Below are 20576 nucleotides of genomic sequence, written 5' to 3' on the forward strand. Positions count from 1 at the left end.
CCCCAACCATCCACGGAGGACCCATGGCCCTGAGTGCATCCACCACCCTGCCCCACAGCGTTGACCGCGTAGCCGCAGTCTTCGTGAACGAAGATTTCCTGCGTCACACCAGCGAATACGTGGGCGGCTCCTTGGAATCGTTCACCGTTGACGGCGACACCGCCGGCGCTTTCACCACCACCACGGTTCGCACGCTGCCCACCACGCGCCTGCCGGACATCGCCCGCAAGTTTGTTGGCGAAACGCTGAAGGTCACCCAGACCGAGAAGTGGGAAGCCCCGGCTGCCGACGGCTCACGGTCCAGCACTATTGCCCTGAAGATCTCCGGCGCTCCGCTCGATGTCACTGCCGTCCAGCGCCTCGTGGCCGAAGGCGCCAGCACCCGGATCGAACTCGAGGGCAACGTCACCTCCTCGGTTCCGTTCCTCGGTGGCAAGATCGCCGATGCTGCCGAGCCCATGGTGGGCAAGGCCCTGGGCATCCAGTCGCAGCAGGCGCAGGCCTGGCTCGAAAGCCACTAGCGTGGAGATCCCCGCAATCCTGGCGGTAGTCCTGATTGTTGCCGGCGTCTGGTCCTTGGTGGTGTGGCCTCAGTTCCTGAAGCGCGTCATGAAGGACCCCCGGGCCCGCGACGCCGCAGGCAAGGCCACCAAGTTCCTCACGGTCCACGTTGTGCTGGTCACCATCTCCATGGTGCTCGGACTGGCGACGGCGGGCATAGGGATCGCGGGCCTGGTCGCCTAGGTTTCACCCAACTGAGTCGCAGCAGTGCGCGTTTTGAGAGCTCATAACGCGCACTGCTGCTACCCAGTTGGGTAAGATGGATACTGGTGTGCCGGGAAGTCTGGTCGGCGGTTCTTTTGCAGTACCCGCAAATGCCCGCCCACTTTTGAGGAGCCCCCGTGCCCCAGCCATCGAACCAGCCCGCGGCACCCGAGCCCGGCGCGTCGAGCCAGACGAGCAAAGTCTTCTCCCGCTCCAGTTACCCCGAGTACCGCAGGATCCTCGCGATCCTCCGCACGGAAACCGTTGGCGGCGCACTCCTCCTGGCCGCCACAGTAGTGGCCCTCATCTGGGCCAACTCCCCCGCAGCAGACGGCTACTTCGCACTCCGCGACGTCAAGATCGGCTATGAACCCTGGCATCTTGAGCTGAGCCTGGGCCATTGGGCCTCGGACGGCCTGCTGGCGGTGTTCTTCTTCCTGGCAGGACTTGAGCTCAAACGCGAATTCGTGGCCGGGGAACTCCGTAAACCCGCCAAAGCCGTTGTCCCCGTCGCCGCTGCCGTTGGCGGTGTGGTGGTTCCGGCCCTGATCTTTGTCCTCTTCAACCTTGGATCACCGGAAACCCTGCAAGGCTGGGCCATTCCCACTGCCACGGACATCGCCTTCGCCCTTGCCGTGCTGGCTGTCATCAACACGCACCTGCCCGCCGCGCTCCGGACGTTCTTACTGACGCTCGCCGTGGTGGACGACCTCATCGCCATCGGCATTATCGCCTTCTTCTACTCCAGCGGCATTCAGCCGCTGATGCTGCTCGCGGCCCTGGTGCCCCTTGGCCTCTTCACGTTCCTTGTCCAAAAACGGATCCGCAGCTGGTACCTTTTGGTGCCGCTCGCCTTGGCCACCTGGGGTTTTGTCCATGCCTCCGGGATCCATGCCACCGTAGCCGGGGTGCTGTTGGGCTTCGCGGTTCCGGTCTTGGCCAGCGGGAAAAAGGGAGAACCTGCAGAGGGCCTGGCCGAGCACCTCGAGCACAAACTTCGCCCGTTCTCGGCAGGCTTTGCCGTACCGGTCTTTGCGTTCTTCTCGGCCGGCGTGGCCTTGGGCGGTGTGGAGGGCATGGGCGCCGCGCTCACGGACCCAGTTGCCGTCGGCATTGTGGCGGCGCTGGTGGTGGGCAAGGCCGTCGGCGTCTTCGGCACCACGTTCCTGGTCACCAAAACCACCCGCGCGAGCCTGGATTCCAGCATTGCCTGGATCGACCTCTTCGGGCTGGCACTTCTGGCCGGCATCGGCTTCACTGTCTCATTGCTGATCGGCGAGTTGAGCTTCGGCGCTGGCTCCGCCCACAACGACCACGCCAAGGTTGCCATCCTGGCAGGTTCCCTGATCTCGGCGCTGCTCGCCGCCGTCGTGCTTAAAGCCCGCAACCGGCGGTACCGCCAGATCCAGGCGGATGAAGAACGGGACGACGACGGCGACGGCGTGCCTGACGTCTTTGCCCGCGCCTGAGGCGGAGCTACTCCGGTAGCGGCTAGGCGGTGGCTTGGTTGAGCGCGTCCTCGGCCGCCACCCAGGAGATCATGGCGCACTTAACCCGGGCCGCGTAGCGGGCAACTCCTTCAAAAGCTGCCGCATCGCCCAGGATCTCCGGGTCTGCCTGCACTTTTCCTCGGGACCGGAGCACCTCCCGGAAATTATCGATCACCGAGTGGAGCTCCTCCACGGACATGCCCTCACCCAGTTCGCTGAGCACGGAGGCCGAGGCCATGGAGATGGAACAGCCCGCACCGTCCCAGCTGATTTGCCGGACGGTTCCCTCGGAGACGGCAAGCCGCAGGGTCACCTCATCTCCGCATACGGGGTTCAGCTGGTGCGATTGACCGGTGGACGTGCCGTCAGGCGCATCGGTTTGGGCAAGGCCGCTGCCGTGCCGCTGCTTGGAGTGGTCCAGGATGATCTGCTGGTACAGCTGGTCAAGACTCATGATGCTTGGTGCCTCTTCTGGGGAAATCGTGGTTGACGGCTACGCGGCCAAAGGCCCGTGCCGCAGGTCAGGCCTGGAAGTAGGCCCGGACACCCGAAACGGCGTCGAGGAAAGCGTCGACGTCGTCCGTGGTGTTGTAAAGGTAGGTGCTGGCGCGCGTGGTCGCCGTCAGGCCCAGACGGCGGTGCAGCGGCTGGGCACAGTGGTGGCCAACGCGAACGGCGATGCCGCGGTCATCCAGGAATTGTCCGACGTCGTGCGCGTGGACGCCGGCGACGTCGAAGGCTGCCAGCCCGATCCGTTCGGTACCGGACGCAGGACCAACCACGCGAATGCCGTCGATGGCTTCAAGCCCCTTCACCAGGCGCTGGCCCAGGGTCGTTTCCCACGCGTGGATTCGGTCGATCCCGGTCTCGGTAAGGTAGTTCACTGCAGTTGCCAAGGCCACTGCCTGGGAGATGCGCTGGGTTCCGGCCTCGAACCGTTGAGGTGCCGGCAGGTACTCGGCGCGTTCCATGGTGACCGTGGTGATCATTGATCCGCCCGTCAGGAACGGCGGCAGAACATCCAGCAGTTCCTGCTTCCCGTACAGGACGCCGACGCCGGTGGGAGCCAACATCTTGTGGCCGGAGAACACTGCGAAATCGACGTCCAGTTCTTTGACGTCAACTGCCATGTGCGGCACGGACTGGCACGCGTCCAAGACAACCAACGCACCTACGCGGCGGGCCATGGTTACGAGTTCTGGTACCGGGTTGATGGTGCCGAGGACATTGGAAGCATGAGCGAAGGCGAGGAGCTTAGTCCGCTCCCCCACGATCTCCGCCGCGGCATCAAGCCTCAGGGTGCCGTCGTCAGAGATGGGGATGTACTTCAGCGTGGCACCGGTCCGGAAGGCCAGTTCCTGCCAGGGAATGAGGTTGGCGTGGTGTTCCATTTCGGTGACCACGATCTCGTCGCCAGGACCAATGGCCAGGTCCTTCAGCGCCGAACCGCCACGTCCCTGGGCAGCCCACAAAGCCGCGTTGGACAAGGCATAGCTGATGAGGTTCAGGCCTTCGGTGGCGTTGGAGGTCCACACGGTCTCCTCATACTGCGCACCGATGAAGTCCGCCACGGTCTGGCGCGCGTCTTCGAAGACCTCCGTGGCTTCCACGGCAAGGTGGTGGGCGCCGCGGTGAACGGCAGCATTGCGTTGCTCGTAGTACTCCTGCTCGGCCTCAATAACGCTGAGCGGGTTCTGCGATGTGGCGCCCGAATCCAGGTAGATCAAGGGTTTGCCGTTGACCAACTGGTCCAGCACCGGGAAATCATTCCGGATCCGCAGCACCTCCGCATTGTCCATGGCATGCACGGATCGCAGCAGTGAGGCGGGAGTTGATACGGCAGTCAAGGGTCGCTCCTTGGAAATCCTTCAGGGACTCCTCATTATCCCACGGTGGCCCCTGACGTGCGGCCCCGCAGCTGTGCCGTACAGCACGTTCAGCCGCCGGCCCTCCCGGGCACCCAGCCCAGCGGTGGAACAATCCCGCTGTCGAAGGCGCTCCGGAGCCTCTCCAGGAGCACCGAAGCCCGGCGGCTGGCAGCAGCCCGCGTTCTGGCCTCATAACCCGCAGCGGCCCTCGAATAGCACAGGGCAGCATGGGCGAACTGCCGGTCCGCGGACAGGCTCCGGCCTGCCGACTCAAGCGTTTTAGGGTCGTTGTCCACCAGAGCGGCGGCAAACGTCGCCAACGCTGCCCCGCCCGGACCGTGAACAGTTGCTGACAGCGCGCCAAGGCGGCGCTGGATCCCAGAATCATCGACGCCGGCAATGGCCCCACTCAACGCCAGGACGGAGTACGCCTCAGCTTCCAGCAAGGTGCTGCCCAGGGTGTGTGCATGTTCCGCAAGCGCCATCAGATGACGTGACGTGCCGGAGGCTTGGTCTTGGGCGGCCGCTACATACAGGGCGCTGAGCTGGGTGAACAAACCTTGCACGGCTACCTGCGCGGCCGTGCTTTGCCGAACCCTTGCCATGGCCTGCCGGGTGTTCCCGCACAGCGCCTCGGAGTAGGCCAGTAGCGCCGCAGCCAGAGCAAGGACGGGCGGCAGTCCGGCGTCGTGCAGTTCCGCCAGAACCGGCTCCAAGGTGGCACGGGCGGCGCGTGGGAATCCCTGGCTGAGCTGGACGTAACCGCGGGCCACGTCCAGGCACGCCGAGAGGTGCATAGGCATGGTGTAGTCGGCGGCAGTATCCAGGATCGGATCCACCAGTTCCCAGGCCAGGTTGTACCGCAGGCCCATCACGTGCCGGAGCAGCGCGCCGGGCAGGAACATGTCCAAGGATGGGTCGGCCTTGATGGCGTCCATGGCAGCCGAGGACCTTTGCAACGCTTCCGGTGCCGCACCGGACAGCAGCAAACGCTCCGCAGCGTGCAGGTTCTCCACAATCAGTAGAGCAGGGTCCGTTTCCCCAGGTGCGGCTTCGGTTGCCCACGGTGCACCCAGCAGCCCCAGGGCCAACAGACGGTGGGTGGCGTCGATCTTCACTTCAGGGGGCACGCCCGCGTTTGCCAACTGCCGGAGTTCCGGACCTGCTTCCTGAAGATGGCCCTCGGCGATCAACGCCCGTGCCCTGACCAGCCTGGCCTCGTCCTGATGACCGGCCCCCGTCACCGCCGAGGCGGCCCTCAGCGCGAGTTCGGCGGTGGATGGCCTGTCAGCGGCGGGCGCGGCAGCCAGGAGAAGTTCGTCAGAGAGCGTCAGTCCGCAGTCAAGGGTCCAGGCGATCCATCGCAGCATGGTGGGCGCCGTTTTCGTCGTCAGCCCCGGTTCCTCCACACCCAACCGGAGAGCCAGGCTCCGGGACGGCGGTACGGACAGCCGGGTTCCTTCTCCGCGCAGCCAGGAAGTCGTGCGGAGCATCGGGGGCCGGCCAGGCATCACCCTGATGTCGTGATTCGCGAGGAGATGCTCCATGGCTTTCCGGCCGAAGTGGTGCTCCACCACTTCAAGGGCCACGGGTTCGGAAAGCGCGATGAGTTCGAGCGCCTGGCGTTCTTCCGGCGGGCGCGAAATGTTCTCAGCCCGTACATGCTCAACCACGCCGGGCCAGTCACAGTGCGCGCGGACATCGATGGTCCAGTACCCATCAATCCGGACCAGGAAACCGGAGCGGCGTGCGTCGTTGACGGCCAGGCACAGCAGCCCCACGTTGAAGCCGCTCATGGCGGCGAGGAGGCTGCTGGCACGTCGTTGGACATGTCCGCCAAGGACGGACTCGCACAGGGCGTGTGCCTCGCTGAAGGTAAAGGGTGTCAGGAAGTACTGCTCGAGGAAGCCGTCTTCCCAAAGCTGGTAGAGATCCGGCGGGAGGGGGTGGCGGCTTTCCGCTGTGGCAACCAAGGTGGCGCCGAAGCCAGGAATGAGTTGCAGCAGGACAGCCAGCGAGGCCGGATCCATGTAGTGGATATCGTCCACCAACAGGACCAGCTGCGGCCGCGCCGGTTGCACATGCCGTTTGCTCCGGCGTCGTCCGCGTGGCGGCGTGTACAAGTAATCGGCTGGCCCCAAAGTGCTGGTCAGGGCCCGGAGAACGTGAAGGCCCGGTGCTACAGCCTCGTCTGCTTCAGCTGCGGAAACGGCACCCAGTGCCCCGAAATGGAGGGCTCTCCGTTCTGGTTTTCCGGTGAAGGTGCGGACATCCACGGTTTCGGGGAGTCCCTCTTTGACGGAGAGCAACAGGTGGCTTTTTCCGGAGCCCCGCTCTCCCACCACCACGATGCCGCTGGTGGATGCGGAGGGTACGGCCGAAAGGATGAGCTCTAAAAGTTGCGCTCTATCCGGAAGTTTTGATGGCCTCAGACCAGCTGTGACGGTGTCTTCGTCCAGCCAAGGGTCCGGCAACATGCACACTCCAATAGCAGCAGTCCCATGATCCGGGAGGGGTTTTTGGGTTCCGCGATGTGCGGTGGTCCCTGGCCTAGAAGCCGGCGGCGGCTGGGGGGAGAGTCTCGGTCTCAGAAGACTCTGTCGCCGCCGGCTTCGTACAGGGCCGGACCACCAAACGGTGGCCGGAGCATCGGCTCAAGAGACCTCCGATGCGGGTGATGCGATTTCCGGAATCCCGGTGATGCTTGGGGCTGAACCGTTCTTCCAAGATCAATATTGCCGGGGCGCGGCATGCCGTACATCAGTAGTTGGTACTCGAAAAAGAGGCCGCTTTTGCTCCCCCGGTACTCTGTTGTACTCAGTCCCCGGACAGGGCACTACTTGGTTGCGACACGAAATACCTGCGTATTACTCCATTGATTGGGTAAATTCCGCGTGATTCCAGGGGAGGATGAGTCTGGCGAGGGTTTTGCAGGTACTCAGGGGCCGGTGTCAGTGACGGACGGCAGCGCCCAGATCTTCGCGCCTGCGGATACCCAGTTTGGCGTAGCTCCGGTACAGGTGGCCTTCCACGGTCCGGACCGACACCATAAGTTTCTCGGCAATCTGACGGTCGGTAAGTCCCGATACAGCCAAGGCCACGATGTCCTGCTCGCGTCGGGTCAGCGGCACGGACCGATCAAGCTCGGTATCCGGGTCATGGACCAAGGCATCGCCCAGGCTGGCCTCACTGACATCCCTCAGTACCGCTGCCTGCCGGGCTTCCGGACGCTTGCCTTCGGCGTCAAAAGTCACCGCCGCTTTGTCGAACGCCACCGCGGCCGGTCCGGGCATCCCGGCTGCAGCCAGGACGTTGCCTGCGTTCACCAAGCCTTGGCCTTCGCCGCTCAACTGTGCCGCCGCCATTGACTCCCAGCCGGTTGCCCAGCCTCCGGCCATGGACGACGCCGTTTCCCGGAGGGATTCCATGGCTTGCACGTCCCCGAGCTCGGCCCTGAGCACAAGATTCTGGAGCAGAATGCCCGGTAACCGGTGCAGATGGCCGGATTCCGGGAGGCCACGCAGTTTCTGCAGCCCTGTGCCCGTGGTGAGAAGTTCGTCGCCGGCAAGCCTGAAGAGCTCCGCGAGGGCCTCCACGTAGGCACCACCGGCGGCAGCGGCGCCGTGCTCACTTTCCAGCCGCCGGGCCAGAGAGGTGTTGCCGGACCTGGCTGCCGCGTAGAACGCCAGGGCGGCTCCGAGGCTTCGCAGCTGCAGCGGATCACTGACCCGCAGGGCTTCGACGGCGGGTGTCAGCAGTTCCTCGGCCTTTTCCAGGCGGCCCTGACGCAGCATCGACAAGCCATTGAGTGCTTCAATGTCGCCGCCGAAATAGATGAGTCCCCTGGCCGAAGCAGCGGCGTAACGGTCAAGGCCAGTCCCGGCAGCCTCCCAATCTCCAGATTCCAGGGCGGCCAGGGTGTAGCGCAGCAGGACGAAGTCGTCGAGGTACAGAAGCTCATGGTGGTGCTCGTCCAACAACAACAAGGCTTCGCGGCCGGCATCCAACGCCTTCACGGCCTGACCTTCAACAGTCAGCAGTTCACACTGCATCGCACGCAGGAAAATCCGGTTCATGGCAAGGTCAGTGCCATCCGTGGTGAACTCTTCGGCGAACCGGTCCAATCCCTCACGGAGTTCCTCATAGTGGCCGTCATTAGCAAGTGCCGCCAATTCCACTGCCAGGACATGACCTTCGACTTGCTGACGCACAGGATCAGATGATTCCCGCTCACGCATCAGGGCTTTGGCAGCGGTCCGGGCGTCGGCCACAATGTCAGCTGGCGAGTCCCCTGCGGCGGTGCGCGCCGCAGCCCACAACAGGCTTGTGCCCAAGGGCCCCAATGCGTCAGCATCCAGGAAGCCGGCGCTTTCCTCCAGCAACCGGACGGCGCTGGAGTAGTCGCCGTCGCTATAACTGACCAAAGCCATGACGGCACGAGCCCGGGGCTGCAGCTCATCCGCGCGGACCTTGGCGGCCGCCGCCATTGCCAGTGGGTACTGGAACGTCTTGACCGCAAGGAAGGCTGCCTGCAGCAGCTGTTGATCGTCGACGTCGGCGCCACAGTCCAGGGCCCAGCTCACCATCCGCAGCAGTCCCTCCGCCGTGGACGGTTCGGAGGGCAATTGCGGTATGAGGCGCTGGCGGATCTGGAGGCTGCGGGCGGGCGAAACGATCTGCCGGAGCGCCTCGCTGTACATGGGATGCCACATCTTCAGCGGTCCGCCGGGTCCGTTGGAGGAGACCACAAGCCGGTTGTCCATCAGCGCCCGTACGGTGTCCCTGCCCACCTGCGTATCCAGCACAGCGGCAGGGACGGGCTCGGACAAGGCAATGACGTACATCGCCTCCCGTTCGGCTTCGCTGGTCCGGAGGACCCTGTTACGCACTACTCCGGCAAGGCTTTCACCGTTCCCGGAGAGCGCACGCGTCAGGAGCCACACTCCGTTCCGGCGGACCAGGTTTCCGTCAGCCTTCGAGTCCTCAACGAGGCAGTGAAGCAGCAGGGGGTTGCCTTCGGACATGGAGTGCAGGACCTCGGCGGCACTGGTCATGACCGCTCCCCCGAGGGTCTTTTCCGCCAGCTCCGTAACAGTTTCCTTGTCCAGCGGGTGGAGTTCCAGCCGCTCCGCAAGTCCGTCATACCAGAGTTGAAGCAACGCCGCCGGCAAACCTGGCCTGGGCCTGCTGGTGGCTACCAGGCGCGCCCATCCGGCGGTGACCAGCTCGGCCAGGATCTGGGTACTGCCTTCATCAAGGTCATGGGCGTCGTCCACGATCAGCAGGAGGCGCGCGCCCTCGCTGCCACGGCGTCTCTCGAACTGGGACCAGAACTCGCGGAGGATCGCCACGGGCGAGGTTGCTTGTTCCACCGGAAGATCCATGAGATAAGGAGCCAGGACGCCATAGGGGACAGCGGACAAAGCAGGGCTCCCATGAACCCTCATGACCACCATTTCTCCAGCCAGGCGGGCTGCGATTTCGGCGGCCAAGGCGGTCTTGCCTATGCCGGGATCGGCGACCAGAAGCACGGCTCCGGCGCCTTCCTGCCTCAGTATCTCCATGGCCAGTTGCAGTTCCGCGTCCCGGCCTACAAGGTGCTCAGCCTGCATGGGCAACCCGTGTCAGGCCTACGGAAGGGTCACGCTTCGATTCACAGCAGCCCATTGAGCTCGCCTCGAGACGATACGCCGAGCTTGGTGAACACTTGGTACAGATGGCCTTCTACAGTTCGCACAGACACCCCAATATCCATCGCGATTTCACGGTTGCTGACACCCTTTCCCGCGAGTTTAGCAATCTGGCGTTCCCGTTCGGTCAATACCGGCGCGTCGCTGCGTGGCTGGATGGGTAACGCGGGGACAGAATGCTCCAACCGCTCGAGCCTGAGCTGCGCCGTTCGGGCCGCCGTGGTTTCACCGGCGTCCCTGGCGTAATCAAGTGCCATGGCCACGCATCGGGCTTCAACCACCAGCAGGTCCAGGGATGCTGCGGCATCAGCTGCCGCGAGCAGCGAGCGTGAGCTCTTGGTCAGTGCGCCGCGGGCAAGATCACCGGAGATCTTGGCCAGGGGTCCTTGCCTGCGGCCGGCAATGTCTTCCAAGAGCCGGTATTCCTCATCCGTGCCTTCCACGGTGGCCCCGAAAAGGTTGATGCCGGCCGTGGTGAACCGCTGCTGCTCAATGTCGTTCCGTACCCGGGCCAGCAGCCGCTGCTTCACCTCGGGGTCTCCCATCCAGCGTCCTGCCATCTCGGCACAGAACTCAGCCACGGATTCGGAAAAGAACGTCCCCACTCCCCTGCAGGTCCTGAAGAGGTCAAGGTATCGGCCCGCCTCCACGGAATTGCCCAATTGAGCGTAGGCAAAAGCTGTGGCTGCGTAGGCAACTTTGTTCATGTTCATGCTCGGCCGGAGCTCCAGCTGGGCAACGGCCGATCGCAGGGGTTCGATCGCACTGGCTGGCTTGCCTGCGTAGGCGAACGCAAGCCCGACGCCCAGTTCTGTGAGCGCACCCCGGTATTGAAGTCGCGAGGACCCGGAGGGCGTGCGGCGCATGAGCTCGATGCACTTCCGCCATTGCCCGGACAACAAGAGCACCAGGAACGCATGCCTGGCGAACGCTTCCTCCAACTGCGCGAGGCGGTCCGCGTCCCCCAAGTGCCGTGACACGGTTCGAGCGAGTTGTTGTGCCTCCAACTCCCTGCCCAGCATGCAACGGGCCTCGATCAGGAAGAAGGAGGACTTGAGCCATTGTTCACGGTCCTCCGCCGGATCCTTGGCCAGCTCGGCTTCCAGGTCCCCGATCATTTCCGCGTACTCACCCATGTAGGTTTTGTACTCGTAGCTGCATAACTGGAGGCGGTTGCGGGCCTTGGTCATGGCCTCGGGCGGATAATCCGGGGCCTTGGCCTCGAGCGCATCCAGTCCGGCGGCGATCACTCCCGGCACCATTGCTGACCGCCCGTCAATCCACGTCATTGCCTGGCACTTCGCTGCGGTGACTTCGGCGAACTCCAACGGTTCCAGGGCAGCCAAGTGGGATTCGGACACCTCATCCAGGGCCTGGACCGCATGCAATGGCAGGTCCAGCATGAGGTAGGCCGCAGCCTTCAGGCGCTGCCCGGGCACCCATTCGCTGTTCTTGGGGTCCAACGACAGGGTGCACTGAATGGCAAAGTTGGGGTCGTAGTCATCCAACGCAGCCCTCCCGGCCGCCAATGCGTGTGCGGGCGACGGTGCGGGCTCGTCCTCGGAAGCGTGCATCCACGACGCGTAGCTCAGGAGATCCTGCGGTGCCAACGCTTGCAGTTCAGGCTCTTTCGGGCCGTGCAGCATGAGCCGCAGCTCGCGCATACGGCGGGTGCTCAACCAGCCGCGGACCACTTCTCCCACGTACGGGTCCCGGAGCGATACCCAGTGTTCACCGGTCTTTCCAATTGTCAGCAGTGCGGACTCCTCCATGTCCACCAAAACCTCGGTGCCGAAGATCGCTGCCAAATCCAGCAAAGTTGCGCGCTTGGCACAGGCAAGGATTTCGACGACGGTCCTGCTGGCTTGGGGTTCGCGCGCCAGCCTGGACCGGACAAAGTCCTCCACTACCGTGGCGCCCTCCAGATGGATCCGGTCTCGAAGCGTCCAGACGGAATCGTTGAGGACCAGGTTGCCCGTATGCCGCTGCTCCTCAAGCAGGGCATGCAGGAGCATGGGGTTGCCACCCACGGCGGAGTGCAGTGAACCTACCAGTGTTGAAGAAACGTAGTGTCCAAGGACTGAGCCGAGGACTTGCTTGGTCTGTTCCTCGCTGAGCGTGTTCAGGTGGACCTCGCCCAGCCCTCCTTCGAGGACCAGCCGATGGAAGTCGGCGGGGAGGTCGCTGGCGCGTTGAACGGTGGCGATGACTTTCGCGGTGCCGGTAGCCATGAGGTTCAAGAGAACGCCCGTGCTCATAGGGTCCATTCCGCCGGCGTTGTCCACAATGAACACGGTGTCCCGGCCTGCGGCTTCTGTCCTGATCAAGTTAGTCACCGCGTGGAGGATGGCCGTCGGCGAGCCCACGGCCCCCGAAGGCAAGCGGGCCAGCAGGAAACCAAGGCATCCGTAGGGGGTCTGGCCGCTGGCTACGGTGTTGCGCAGCTGGAGGCTATGGACTTTGGGACCCAGGGAGGAGACTACTGCCCTTGCCAGGCCGGACTTGCCGATTCCCCGTTCCCCGGTGAGGACCACTCCGTAGGAGTCGGGTGATTCCAGGTGCTTGCCCGCCTTGGATAAATCTTGGCTTCGGGCCAGCAGGGACCATGTTTGACGGTCTGTTGGGCCGCCCAAAAGATCGGAAGCCGCAGCCCTCGCCGCGCCTCCACCGCTCCTGTTTAGCAACTCCGCCGACATCCGCATCCTTAGCTACACATTCGCGGTAGTCCCCCACCGCTTACCTGCGTACCATGCACACTACCGTCGGGGGGCCGCAGTTTGTAGGCCTAAAGGTCCTCGGGACCGTCAGGCTTTCATCAGGCTTTCCTCAAGATTTGCTCAAGCTTTAGCAGGGTGGTGTTTCTGTTGCGCAGCGAGCAGGCCCTGGTCCATCAGCAGTTCCACGGCGTCAGCCGCCTCGTCCAGGAGGAACGGCAACTCCTTCTTCTCGGCGGTGGCAAAATCCCGGAGCACGTAATCGGCTGTCTCCATCCGTCCCGGTGGCCGGCCCACCCCTACCCTGACACGCAGGTAGTCCTTGGTGGCAAGTGCTTTGGAGATGTCCCGAAGGCCGTTATGACCGCCCTCACCGCCGCCAAGTTTTAGCTTGACTGTGTTAAAAGGGATGTCAATTTCGTCATGGACTGCGATGACGTGGTCCGGCGCGATATCAAAGAAGTTGCAGAGTCCTGCCACGGGTCCGCCCGTGAGGTTCATATACGTCATGGGCTTGGCGAGCACCACACGGGGGCCCCCGATGCCCAACCGCCCCTCCACCACCTGGGCGCGGGCCTTGTGGACCTTGAACTTCCCACCCATGCGGGAAGCCAGCTCATCCAGCACCATCTGGCCAACATTGTGCCGGTTGTTGCTGTACTCACTGCCGGGGTTGCCGAGGCCAACAATCAGCCAGGTGTCAGTCATGGTCTCATCCTAGGGAGCGTACGTAGATTCATCAGGAATAGCACGGCAAAGAAGAAAGTGGCCGGGACCCCAAGGGTGCCCGGCCACTCAACGGCGTAAGCCTCAAGCAGTCAGAAGACTACTCGGCAGCAGCGTCCGTGGTCTCTTCTTCTTCAGAGCCAGCGGCCTCAGCGATGCGGACCACCAGGGTGTCACCTTCGGTGAGGAGGGTGGAACCCTTCGGCAGGACGAGGTCCGAAGCGTGGATGCTCTCGCCGGCCTTGAGGCCATCGATGCTGACCTCGACGGCGGTGGGAACGTGGGTTGCTTCAGCTTCGAGGGAAACTGTGGTGGCTTCGAGGCTGGCAACAGCACCCGGAGCAACTTCACCGGAAACGTGGATGGCGATGTCGACGGTAACCTTCTCGCCAGCCTTCACGGTCTGGAGGTCAACGTGCTCGATGATCTGCTTTACGGGATCGCGCTGGATGTCCTTGACGAGCGTGAGGTGCTGCTCGCCGTCGACGTCGATTGCGAGGAGGGCGTTGGAAACGCGCACAGCCAGCGTGGTGGCGCGGCCCGGCAGGTTGATGTGGATCGGCTCTGCGCCGTGACCGTAGATGACAGCCGGGATCTGGCCGGCCATGCGTGCACGGCGGGCAAAACCCTTGCCGAATTCGGTGCGCAGTTCTGCGGTGAGCTTCTGCTCAGACATGTGTACTCCTTGATTACTGTGGCACCCGGAAAGTCCGGGCTGGTCTATCAGCAAGGGCGGAGGTCTGGAGACCTTCTACGCCCGGCTGAGACCGGCCGCTGAGCAGCCGTTCCGCCTGTGTTGAAGGAGATGCAGACCCAGTCGATAACGGAGACCCGCAACCCAGATCCACAGAATGCGGACCGGATGTGCTCTCCCTCGCCAAGGTATCCCCAAGAGTTTAGCAGCGCTTCGCACTCTTTCTGAAAACGGCCAATGAAAACGGGCCACCCGCACGCCCGAAGGCGGCGGATGGCCCGCTCAAAATCAGCAGTCCGGCGTTATGCTTTGCCGTCGAACAGGCTGGTGACCGAACCGTCGTCGAACACTTCACGGATGGCGCGCGCGATCAACGGTGCGATCGACAACACCGTCAGCGACGGGAAGCGCTTCTCCGCCGGGATGGGCAGCGTGTTGGTGACCACAACTTCGCGGGCACCGGAATCGGCGAGGCGCTGGGCTGCGGGCTCGGAGAAGACGGCGTGCGTGCAAGCGATGATGACATCCTTGGCACCGGCATTCTTCAGCACCTGGACGGCACCGGAGATCGTTCCGCCGGTATCGATCATGTCGTCGATCAGCACACAGGTGCGGCCTTCAACCTGGCCAACAACGGTCTTGGAAACAGCCTGGTTGGGGACGGTGAGGTCGCGGCTCTTGTGAACGAACGCGAGCGGGGCGCCGCCCAGGCGCTCGGCCCACTGCTCGGCAACGCGGACACGTCCGGTGTCGGGCGAAACAACAGTGATGTTGTCAGCCTCAACCTTGGTGCGGATGTAGTCAGCCAACAGCGGGATGGCCATGAGGTGGTCAACGGGGCCGTCGAAGAAGCCCTGGATCTGCGAGGTGTGCAGGTCCACGGACATGATGCGGTCCGCGCCGGCAGTCTTGTAGAGGTCGGCAACCAGGCGGGCGGAGATGGGCTCGCGGCCGCGGCCCTTCTTGTCCTGACGGGAGTAAGGGTAGAACGGGGAAACAACCGTGATCCTCTTGGCAGAGGCGCGCTTGAGGGAGTCGATCATGATCAACTGCTCCATCAGCCAGTTGTTCAACGGAGCCGGGTGGGCCTGGATGACGAATGCATCGGTGCCTCGCACGCTCTCAGCCGAACGGACGTAGATTTCCCCGTTTGCGAAGTCGTAGGCGTCGATGGGCAGGAGCTCGGTCTCCAGCTCCTTCGCGATTTCCTGCGCCAGCTCCGGATGCGCCCTTCCGGCGGCGAGAATCAGTTTCTTCTCGCCGTGTGCGGTAATTTCGCTCATGCCTATTTGCCCTCTTCTGTGGTTGCCGGGGATTGTGAGGATGTGGAGGCGGGCGTCAGCTCGTGAGCGGCCTCGGCCAGCTTTGCGGAGTCGGTGCCCGGACGGTTGGCTATGACCCAACCTTCAGCGTTCCGCTGCGCGGCCAGGCTGAGGGCCAGGGCTCCCGCGGGAACATCCTTGCGGATGACGGCTCCGGCGCCGCTGTAGGCACCGTCACCAACCGTCACAGGAGCCACGAAGACCGTGTTGGAACCTGTGCGGACGCCCGAGCCGATCACCGTACGGTGCTTCTTCTCGCCGTCGTAGTTGGCGGTGATGTTGCCGCAACCAATGTTGGTGTCCTCGCCGATCTCAGCATCACCTGCATAGCCCAGGTGGGACAGTTTGGAGCCGCGGCCGATGGTGACGTTCTTTGTTTCGTAGAACGCGCCGATTTTGCCGGTCTCGCCAAGGACCGTGCCCGGGCGAAGGAAGGTGAAAGGTCCAACGCTTGCCTTTGCCCCAATGGTGGAACCGGAGCCGTGCGTGCGGATCACCTTGGCGCCCTCGCCCACCTTGACGTCAGTCAGGGTGGTGTCCGGGCCCACGACGGCGTCGCGCGCCACGGTGGTGGCACCGTGCAGTTGGGTGTTGGGCAGCAGGCGGACATCTTCGTCAAGGGTGACGGTGGCGTCGATCCATGTGGTTGCGGGGTCCACCACGGTTACCCCTGCGCGCATCCAGGACTCAATGATGCGGCGGTTGTGCTCGGCTCCCAGCGCGGACAGCTGAATGCGGTCATTGGCACCCTCAACCTGCCAGCGGTCTTCAGTCACGACGGCGGCTACCCGGCCGCCAGCGTCACGGGCCAACCCGAGGACATCGGTCAGGTACATCTCGCCCTGCGCGTTATCCGTGGTGACCTTCGCCAGGGCGGTGCGCAAAACGGCGGCGTCGAAAGCGTAGATACCGGAGTTGACCTCGCGGATGGTGCGCTCGGTGTCGCTGGCATCCTTGTGCTCGCGGATACCGGTGACGGTGCCGTCTTCGGCGCGCAGGATCCGGCCGTAACCGGTTGCGTCGTCCAGCACGGCGGTCAAGACCGTGACGGCGTTCCCTTCAGCCTCGTGGGTTGCCACCAGTTCGCCAAGAAGCTGGCCGGTCAGCAGCGGGACATCGCCGTAGGTGACCACCACGGTGCCGGAAAGCTCGGCATCGGCATCCAAGGCGTTGAGTGCTGCTTCCACTGCGCGGCCGGTTCCGGGAACCTCGTCCTGGTCAACAATCAGCGCTTCCGGGTCAAGACCTGTGACGTGCTCGGCTACGCGGTCACGCTCATGGCGGACAACCAAGGCCAGCTTCAGTGGATTGATGGCACGTGCGGCAAGAAGAGCGTGGCCAACCATGGAACGGCCGCCGATTTCGTGGAGGATCTTGGGAGTCCGCGACTTCATGCGCGTTCCGGCACCTGCGGCCAAAACGATCACCGCTGCGGGACCGATGGTTTCGGGGCTCACGTACTGGCTCTCCTTGCTCGGTATGTCCCGGGTAACCCGGCTTCGGAATGCTGCCATCCAACAATGGACCCAGGCACCATGAGAGCCGCTACAGGTACAGAGAAGGAGCGCATTTTCCGACCGTTCCGCCCATAGGATTCGAACCTATACTCCACGGCTCCAAAGGCCGGGGTGCTGCCATTACACCAGAGCGGACCGCGCATGCTTTCATCCCCCGGATCTTGCGGTCCGGAGGGTTTCCCGGATCACCGGGATGCACACACAAGAATCTAGTTTGCCATGACCACCACGTGCTTCGCGACTTGACCGCCCCGCGCCCGCCCCGCGCTTCGCCCTTCCACCCTCAGGGGACCCGCTCATCAGGCCTTCCAGCGGCCACTTAGGGCATGATGGTCACGTGAGCAACCGCACTGACCTCCCCCGCCCGGCGGCAGCGTCCGAGCCCGCAGAGCACGTCACCCACACTCCCGCAGTGCGAGTACGGATGACCGGCCAGCAGCGCAAATCTCAACTCATCGGCGTCGGACGCGCACTCTTCGCGGCCCGCGGCCTGGACGGCACCACCATCGAGGAAATCGCCGCCTCCGCCGGTGTTTCCAAACCCGTGATCTACGAGCACTTCGGATCCAAGGAAGGCCTGTACCGGCAGGTGGTGGAGACCGAGTTCCATATCCTGCTGGACTCCATCACCGGGGCCCTCAGCACAGAAGCCAAGCCCCGCGTGCTGGTGGAACGGGCTGCGCTGGCCCTCCTCGGGTACATCGAAGACCGCACCGATGGATTCCGGATCCTCATGCGTGACGCTCCGCCCTCACAGCCCGAGGGCGCCTTCTCGACGCTCCTCTCCCATGTCACTGCCCGCGTGGAACACCTGCTCTCCGACGAGTTCGCGCGCCGCGGTTTCAGCGCGGCGGACGGAGCCATGTACGCCCAGATGCTCGTTGGGATGGTGGCCATGACAGGCCAGTGGTGGCTCGACAGCCGCACTCCGGACAAGAGGGCCGTTGCCGCGCACCTGGTGAACCTGGCCTGGAACGGCCTCACGGGGCTCCAAAAAGAGCCTGAGCTCCGCAGCGGCGACTAGGTCTATTTCGCGTCGGGCCAGCCATTAGCGTCGGGCCAGCCATTCGCGTTGGGGCAGCCATCCTCTGCGTGCTGCTCCTTCGTCGCTTTGACGCACGCTGCCGGATGCATGCCACAACGCTCTCTCACATCCCACGCCCTTGAGCCCAACCATCTCTCACACCCCACGCCCTTCAGCCCAACCCTCTCTCACACCCCACACCCTTCAGCCCAACCCTCTCTCACACCCCACACCCTTGGTGCTTTGTACGATGTAGTCATGACGGCACCGCAGCTCTATGTCAGCTTTCCCGGCACAGCGCGTGAGGCGCTCGGTTTCTACGCGGAGATTTTCGGCGGGGAGCTTTCCTTGTACACGTATGGGGAATTCAGCCGCACGGACGGGCCTGTCGATGCGATCGCCCACGGCATGCTCAGCGGAGTGGTGTCCTTGGGCGGATCTGATGCGGCGGAAGGCGAAAAAACCGTCGCAATGGAAGGTGCCATGCTCTCCCTATTGGGAGCGGCTGACCCTGAAGTCCTTCACGAATGGTTCCACAAGCTCGCCGACGGAGGCCGGATCGTGGATCCCCTTGCACCAAAACCGTGGGGCGCGTCTGACGGCCAGGTAGTGGACCGCCACGGCCTGCACTGGCTCATAGGCTACGAACAGGCGCAGTAACCCGAGGGATGTGCAAGAGGGTCGGCCCGAAGCCATAGGGATGTGCAAGAGGGTCGGCCCGAAGCCAGAGGGATGTGAGAGAGCGTTGGGAATACTGTGGCGGAGCGGCAGGCATCCGGAAGCGTGCGTCAAAGCGACGAAGGAGCAGCACGCGGAGGACGCGTGGCGCTCCGCCACACCGACCAAGGCGCGGCACGCAGAGGATGTTTGTAGCCAGCCCCCGCCCTACTCGCCGAGGATTTCGGCGGCCTCCAGCCATTCGAGTTCCAGGCCCTCTTTCTCGTCGAGCAACTCGCGCAACTTGGCATTGAGCTCCCCCAGCGCGTCAAAGTCACCCGACTCGGACTTCGCAGCCATCTGGGTGTGGAGCTTTTCTTCCTGCTGGGAGATCTTGCCTAGCTGGCGATCGATCCTGTTGAGATCCTTGCGGGCTTCGCGCTTTTCGGCTTCGCTGGCACCGGACGACGCGGCAGCGGAGGAAGAAGTCCCGCTTGCAGAGGTCGGGGCACTTTGGCCACTGCGGACTGCCCCGGAGGCAAGCGCGGCTTCACGCAGTTCAAGGTATTGATCCACACCGCCTGGCAGGCCACGGAGTTTGCCGTCGCCGAGCAAGGCCATCTGGTTGTCGGTGACGCGTTCCAGGAGGTAGCGGTCGTGGCTGACCACCACGAGGGTTCCGGGCCAGCCGTCCAGGACATCTTCGACGGCGGCAAGGGTGTCGGTATCGAGGTCGTTGGTGGGTTCGTCGAGCATGAGGACGTTGGGTTCCCCTACCAGCAGGCGCAGGAGCTGGAGTCTCCGCCGCTCACCACCGGAGAGGTCGCTGACGGGTGTCCACTGCTTTTCCTTGGTGAACCCGAGTTGTTCCACGAGCTGGCCGGCCGTGAATTCCTTGCCGCCCACGTTGAAGGACCGCTTCTCGCGTTCGATGACCTCGATCACGCGAAGGTCTGAGACGTCGTCCAGCTCCTTGACGTCCTGGGTCAGCACGGCGGTGACCACGGTCTTGCCGCGTTTTACCTTGCCTGAGCTGGGCTGGATTTCGCCGTTGAGGAGTTTCAGCAGGGTGGACTTGCCGGCACCGTTGACGCCCACCAAACCGAGCCGTTCGCCCGGAGCGAGCCGAAGAGTTATGTTGTCGAACAGCTTCTGCCCGGTTTCGCCGCCTTCGAAGTCCAGCGTCACGTTCTCGAGGTCCAGCACGTCCTTGCCCAGGCGTGCGGTGGCCATTTTGCTCAGAGCCACGGAGTCGCGGGGATCCGGCACATCGGCAATGAGATCGTTGGCGGCTTCGATGCGGAACTTGGGTTTGGCGGTTCGGGCGGGAGCGCCGCGCCTGAGCCATGCCAGTTCCTTCTTGACCAGCTGCTGACGTTTACCTTCGACGACGGAGGCCATGCGGTCGCGCTCGGCACGGGCCAAAACGTAGGCGGCGTACCCGCCGTCGAACATGTCCACCATGGCGTCGTGGACTTCCCAGGTGTAGTTACAGACTTCGTCCAGGAACCAGCGGTCGTGAGTGACCACCAGGAAGGCGCCCTGGTTGGCGCGCCAGCGCGTTTTCAGGTGCCGGGCCAGCCAGGCGACGCCTTCGACGTCGAGGTGGTTGGTGGGTTCGTCCAGCATGATGACGTCGTGGTCCTCAATGAGGAGCTTGGCCAGCGCAACCCGGCGTTTCTGGCCGCCGGAGAGGGCATGAACGTTGGCGTGCCAGTCGACGTCGCCCACCAGTCCGCCCATGACTTCGCGGATTTTGGCGTTGGCGGCCCATTCGTGGTCCGCGCGGTCGCCGACGATCGCGGCGCCCACTGTGAGGTCGCCGTCGAGTACGTCGCTTTGGTCCAGGTAGCCCACGTTGACGTCCCCGCGCTTGGTGACGCGGCCGGAGTCAGGAGTCGAGCGCAGGGCAAGCAGGCGCATAAGCGTCGATTTACCGTCGCCGTTGCGCCCCACCATGCCGATGCGGTCGCCATCCTCCAAACCGAGGGTGACGCCGTCGAGGACAGTGCGGGTCGCGAACGAAACGGTGAGGTTTTCGCCGCCAAGCAGGTGGGCCAATGGGTACTACTTTCTACTGCTGGAATGCGGGGTACAGGAGCTGGAGGG

The 20576-nt window shown here is 63.8% G+C and carries 15 protein-coding genes and 1 tRNA gene; 5 read left to right on the forward strand and 11 right to left on the reverse strand.

Translation table 11 applies throughout. From position 1 onward, the window contains the following. Positions 1 to 23: 23 nt before the first annotated feature. The 3 genes from CQ020_RS16500 (at position 24) to nhaA (ending at position 2234) form a co-directional block, all read left to right on the forward strand. The gene (locus tag CQ020_RS16500) at positions 24 to 521 is read left to right on the forward strand and encodes a DUF2505 domain-containing protein (protein ID WP_105692840.1); all 498 of its coding nucleotides are present in this window, start codon (positions 24 to 26) and stop codon (positions 519 to 521) included. Position 522: 1 nt separating this feature from the next. Continuing rightward, positions 523 to 744 carry an SCO4848 family membrane protein gene (locus tag CQ020_RS16505; protein WP_024820158.1) on the forward strand — a complete coding sequence of 74 codons (222 nt, stop codon included), beginning with the start codon at positions 523 to 525 and terminating at the stop codon, positions 742 to 744. Positions 745 to 902: 158 nt separating this feature from the next. After that, on the forward strand, positions 903 to 2234 hold the full coding sequence (gene nhaA, locus CQ020_RS16510; RefSeq protein WP_105692841.1) for a Na+/H+ antiporter NhaA: 1332 nt from the start codon (positions 903 to 905) through the stop codon (positions 2232 to 2234). Positions 2235 to 2256: 22 nt separating this feature from the next. Here the strand turns inward: nhaA and sufU are convergent, their stop codons facing one another. From sufU to CQ020_RS16560, 10 genes are all read right to left on the reverse strand, one after another. After that, a complete protein-coding gene (gene sufU, locus CQ020_RS16515; protein ID WP_105692842.1) occupies positions 2257 to 2709 on the reverse strand; it encodes a Fe-S cluster assembly sulfur transfer protein SufU in 453 nt (150 codons plus the stop codon). A gap of 67 nt (positions 2710 to 2776) precedes the next feature. Next, positions 2777 to 4102: a cysteine desulfurase gene (locus CQ020_RS16520; RefSeq protein WP_105692843.1), complete on the reverse strand. Its 1326-nt coding sequence runs from the start codon at positions 4100 to 4102 to the stop codon at positions 2777 to 2779. 89 nt (positions 4103 to 4191) lie between these two features. Next, positions 4192 to 6600: an ATP-binding protein gene (locus CQ020_RS16525; protein WP_105692844.1), complete on the reverse strand. Its 2409-nt coding sequence runs from the start codon at positions 6598 to 6600 to the stop codon at positions 4192 to 4194. A gap of 474 nt (positions 6601 to 7074) precedes the next feature. Further along, positions 7075 to 9735 (reverse strand): AAA family ATPase, encoded by a 2661-nt coding sequence (locus CQ020_RS16530; RefSeq protein WP_105692845.1) that lies wholly within the window; start codon positions 9733 to 9735, stop codon positions 7075 to 7077. A 41-nt stretch (positions 9736 to 9776) separates the two neighbouring features. Then, positions 9777 to 12509: a LuxR C-terminal-related transcriptional regulator gene (locus CQ020_RS16535; protein WP_181151915.1), complete on the reverse strand. Its 2733-nt coding sequence runs from the start codon at positions 12507 to 12509 to the stop codon at positions 9777 to 9779. Positions 12510 to 12650: 141 nt separating this feature from the next. Then, entirely contained in the window at positions 12651 to 13235 is a 585-nt protein-coding gene (gene pth, locus CQ020_RS16540; RefSeq protein ID WP_024820151.1) for an aminoacyl-tRNA hydrolase, read from the reverse strand. A gap of 118 nt (positions 13236 to 13353) precedes the next feature. Continuing rightward, positions 13354 to 13929 (reverse strand): 50S ribosomal protein L25/general stress protein Ctc, encoded by a 576-nt coding sequence (locus CQ020_RS16545; RefSeq protein WP_024820150.1) that lies wholly within the window; start codon positions 13927 to 13929, stop codon positions 13354 to 13356. Between the two features lie 320 nt (positions 13930 to 14249). Then, positions 14250 to 15230 carry a ribose-phosphate diphosphokinase gene (locus tag CQ020_RS16550; RefSeq protein ID WP_024820149.1) on the reverse strand — a complete coding sequence of 327 codons (981 nt, stop codon included), beginning with the start codon at positions 15228 to 15230 and terminating at the stop codon, positions 14250 to 14252. 2 nt (positions 15231 to 15232) lie between these two features. Beyond that, entirely contained in the window at positions 15233 to 16726 is a 1494-nt protein-coding gene (gene glmU, locus CQ020_RS16555) for a bifunctional UDP-N-acetylglucosamine diphosphorylase/glucosamine-1-phosphate N-acetyltransferase GlmU (RefSeq protein ID WP_105692847.1), read from the reverse strand. A gap of 123 nt (positions 16727 to 16849) precedes the next feature. Beyond that, positions 16850 to 16921, reverse strand: a tRNA-Gln gene (locus CQ020_RS16560). Positions 16922 to 17210: 289 nt separating this feature from the next. Between CQ020_RS16560 and CQ020_RS16565 the strand changes: the two genes are divergently transcribed. Beyond that, positions 17211 to 17810, forward strand: coding sequence for a TetR/AcrR family transcriptional regulator (locus tag CQ020_RS16565; protein WP_105692893.1), 600 nt, complete (start codon positions 17211 to 17213; stop codon positions 17808 to 17810). Between the two features lie 258 nt (positions 17811 to 18068). Then, positions 18069 to 18470, forward strand: a complete 402-nt coding sequence (locus tag CQ020_RS16570) for a VOC family protein (RefSeq protein WP_105692848.1) — start codon at positions 18069 to 18071, stop codon at positions 18468 to 18470. A gap of 225 nt (positions 18471 to 18695) precedes the next feature. On the opposite strand, the gene CQ020_RS16575 is transcribed toward CQ020_RS16570, so the two are convergent. After that, entirely contained in the window at positions 18696 to 20528 is a 1833-nt protein-coding gene (locus CQ020_RS16575; RefSeq protein ID WP_105692849.1) for an ABC-F family ATP-binding cassette domain-containing protein, read from the reverse strand. Positions 20529 to 20576: the final 48 nt, after the last annotated feature.

The organism is Arthrobacter sp. MYb23 (genome assembly GCF_002979775.1).
GTDB lineage: Bacteria > Actinomycetota > Actinomycetes > Actinomycetales > Micrococcaceae > Arthrobacter.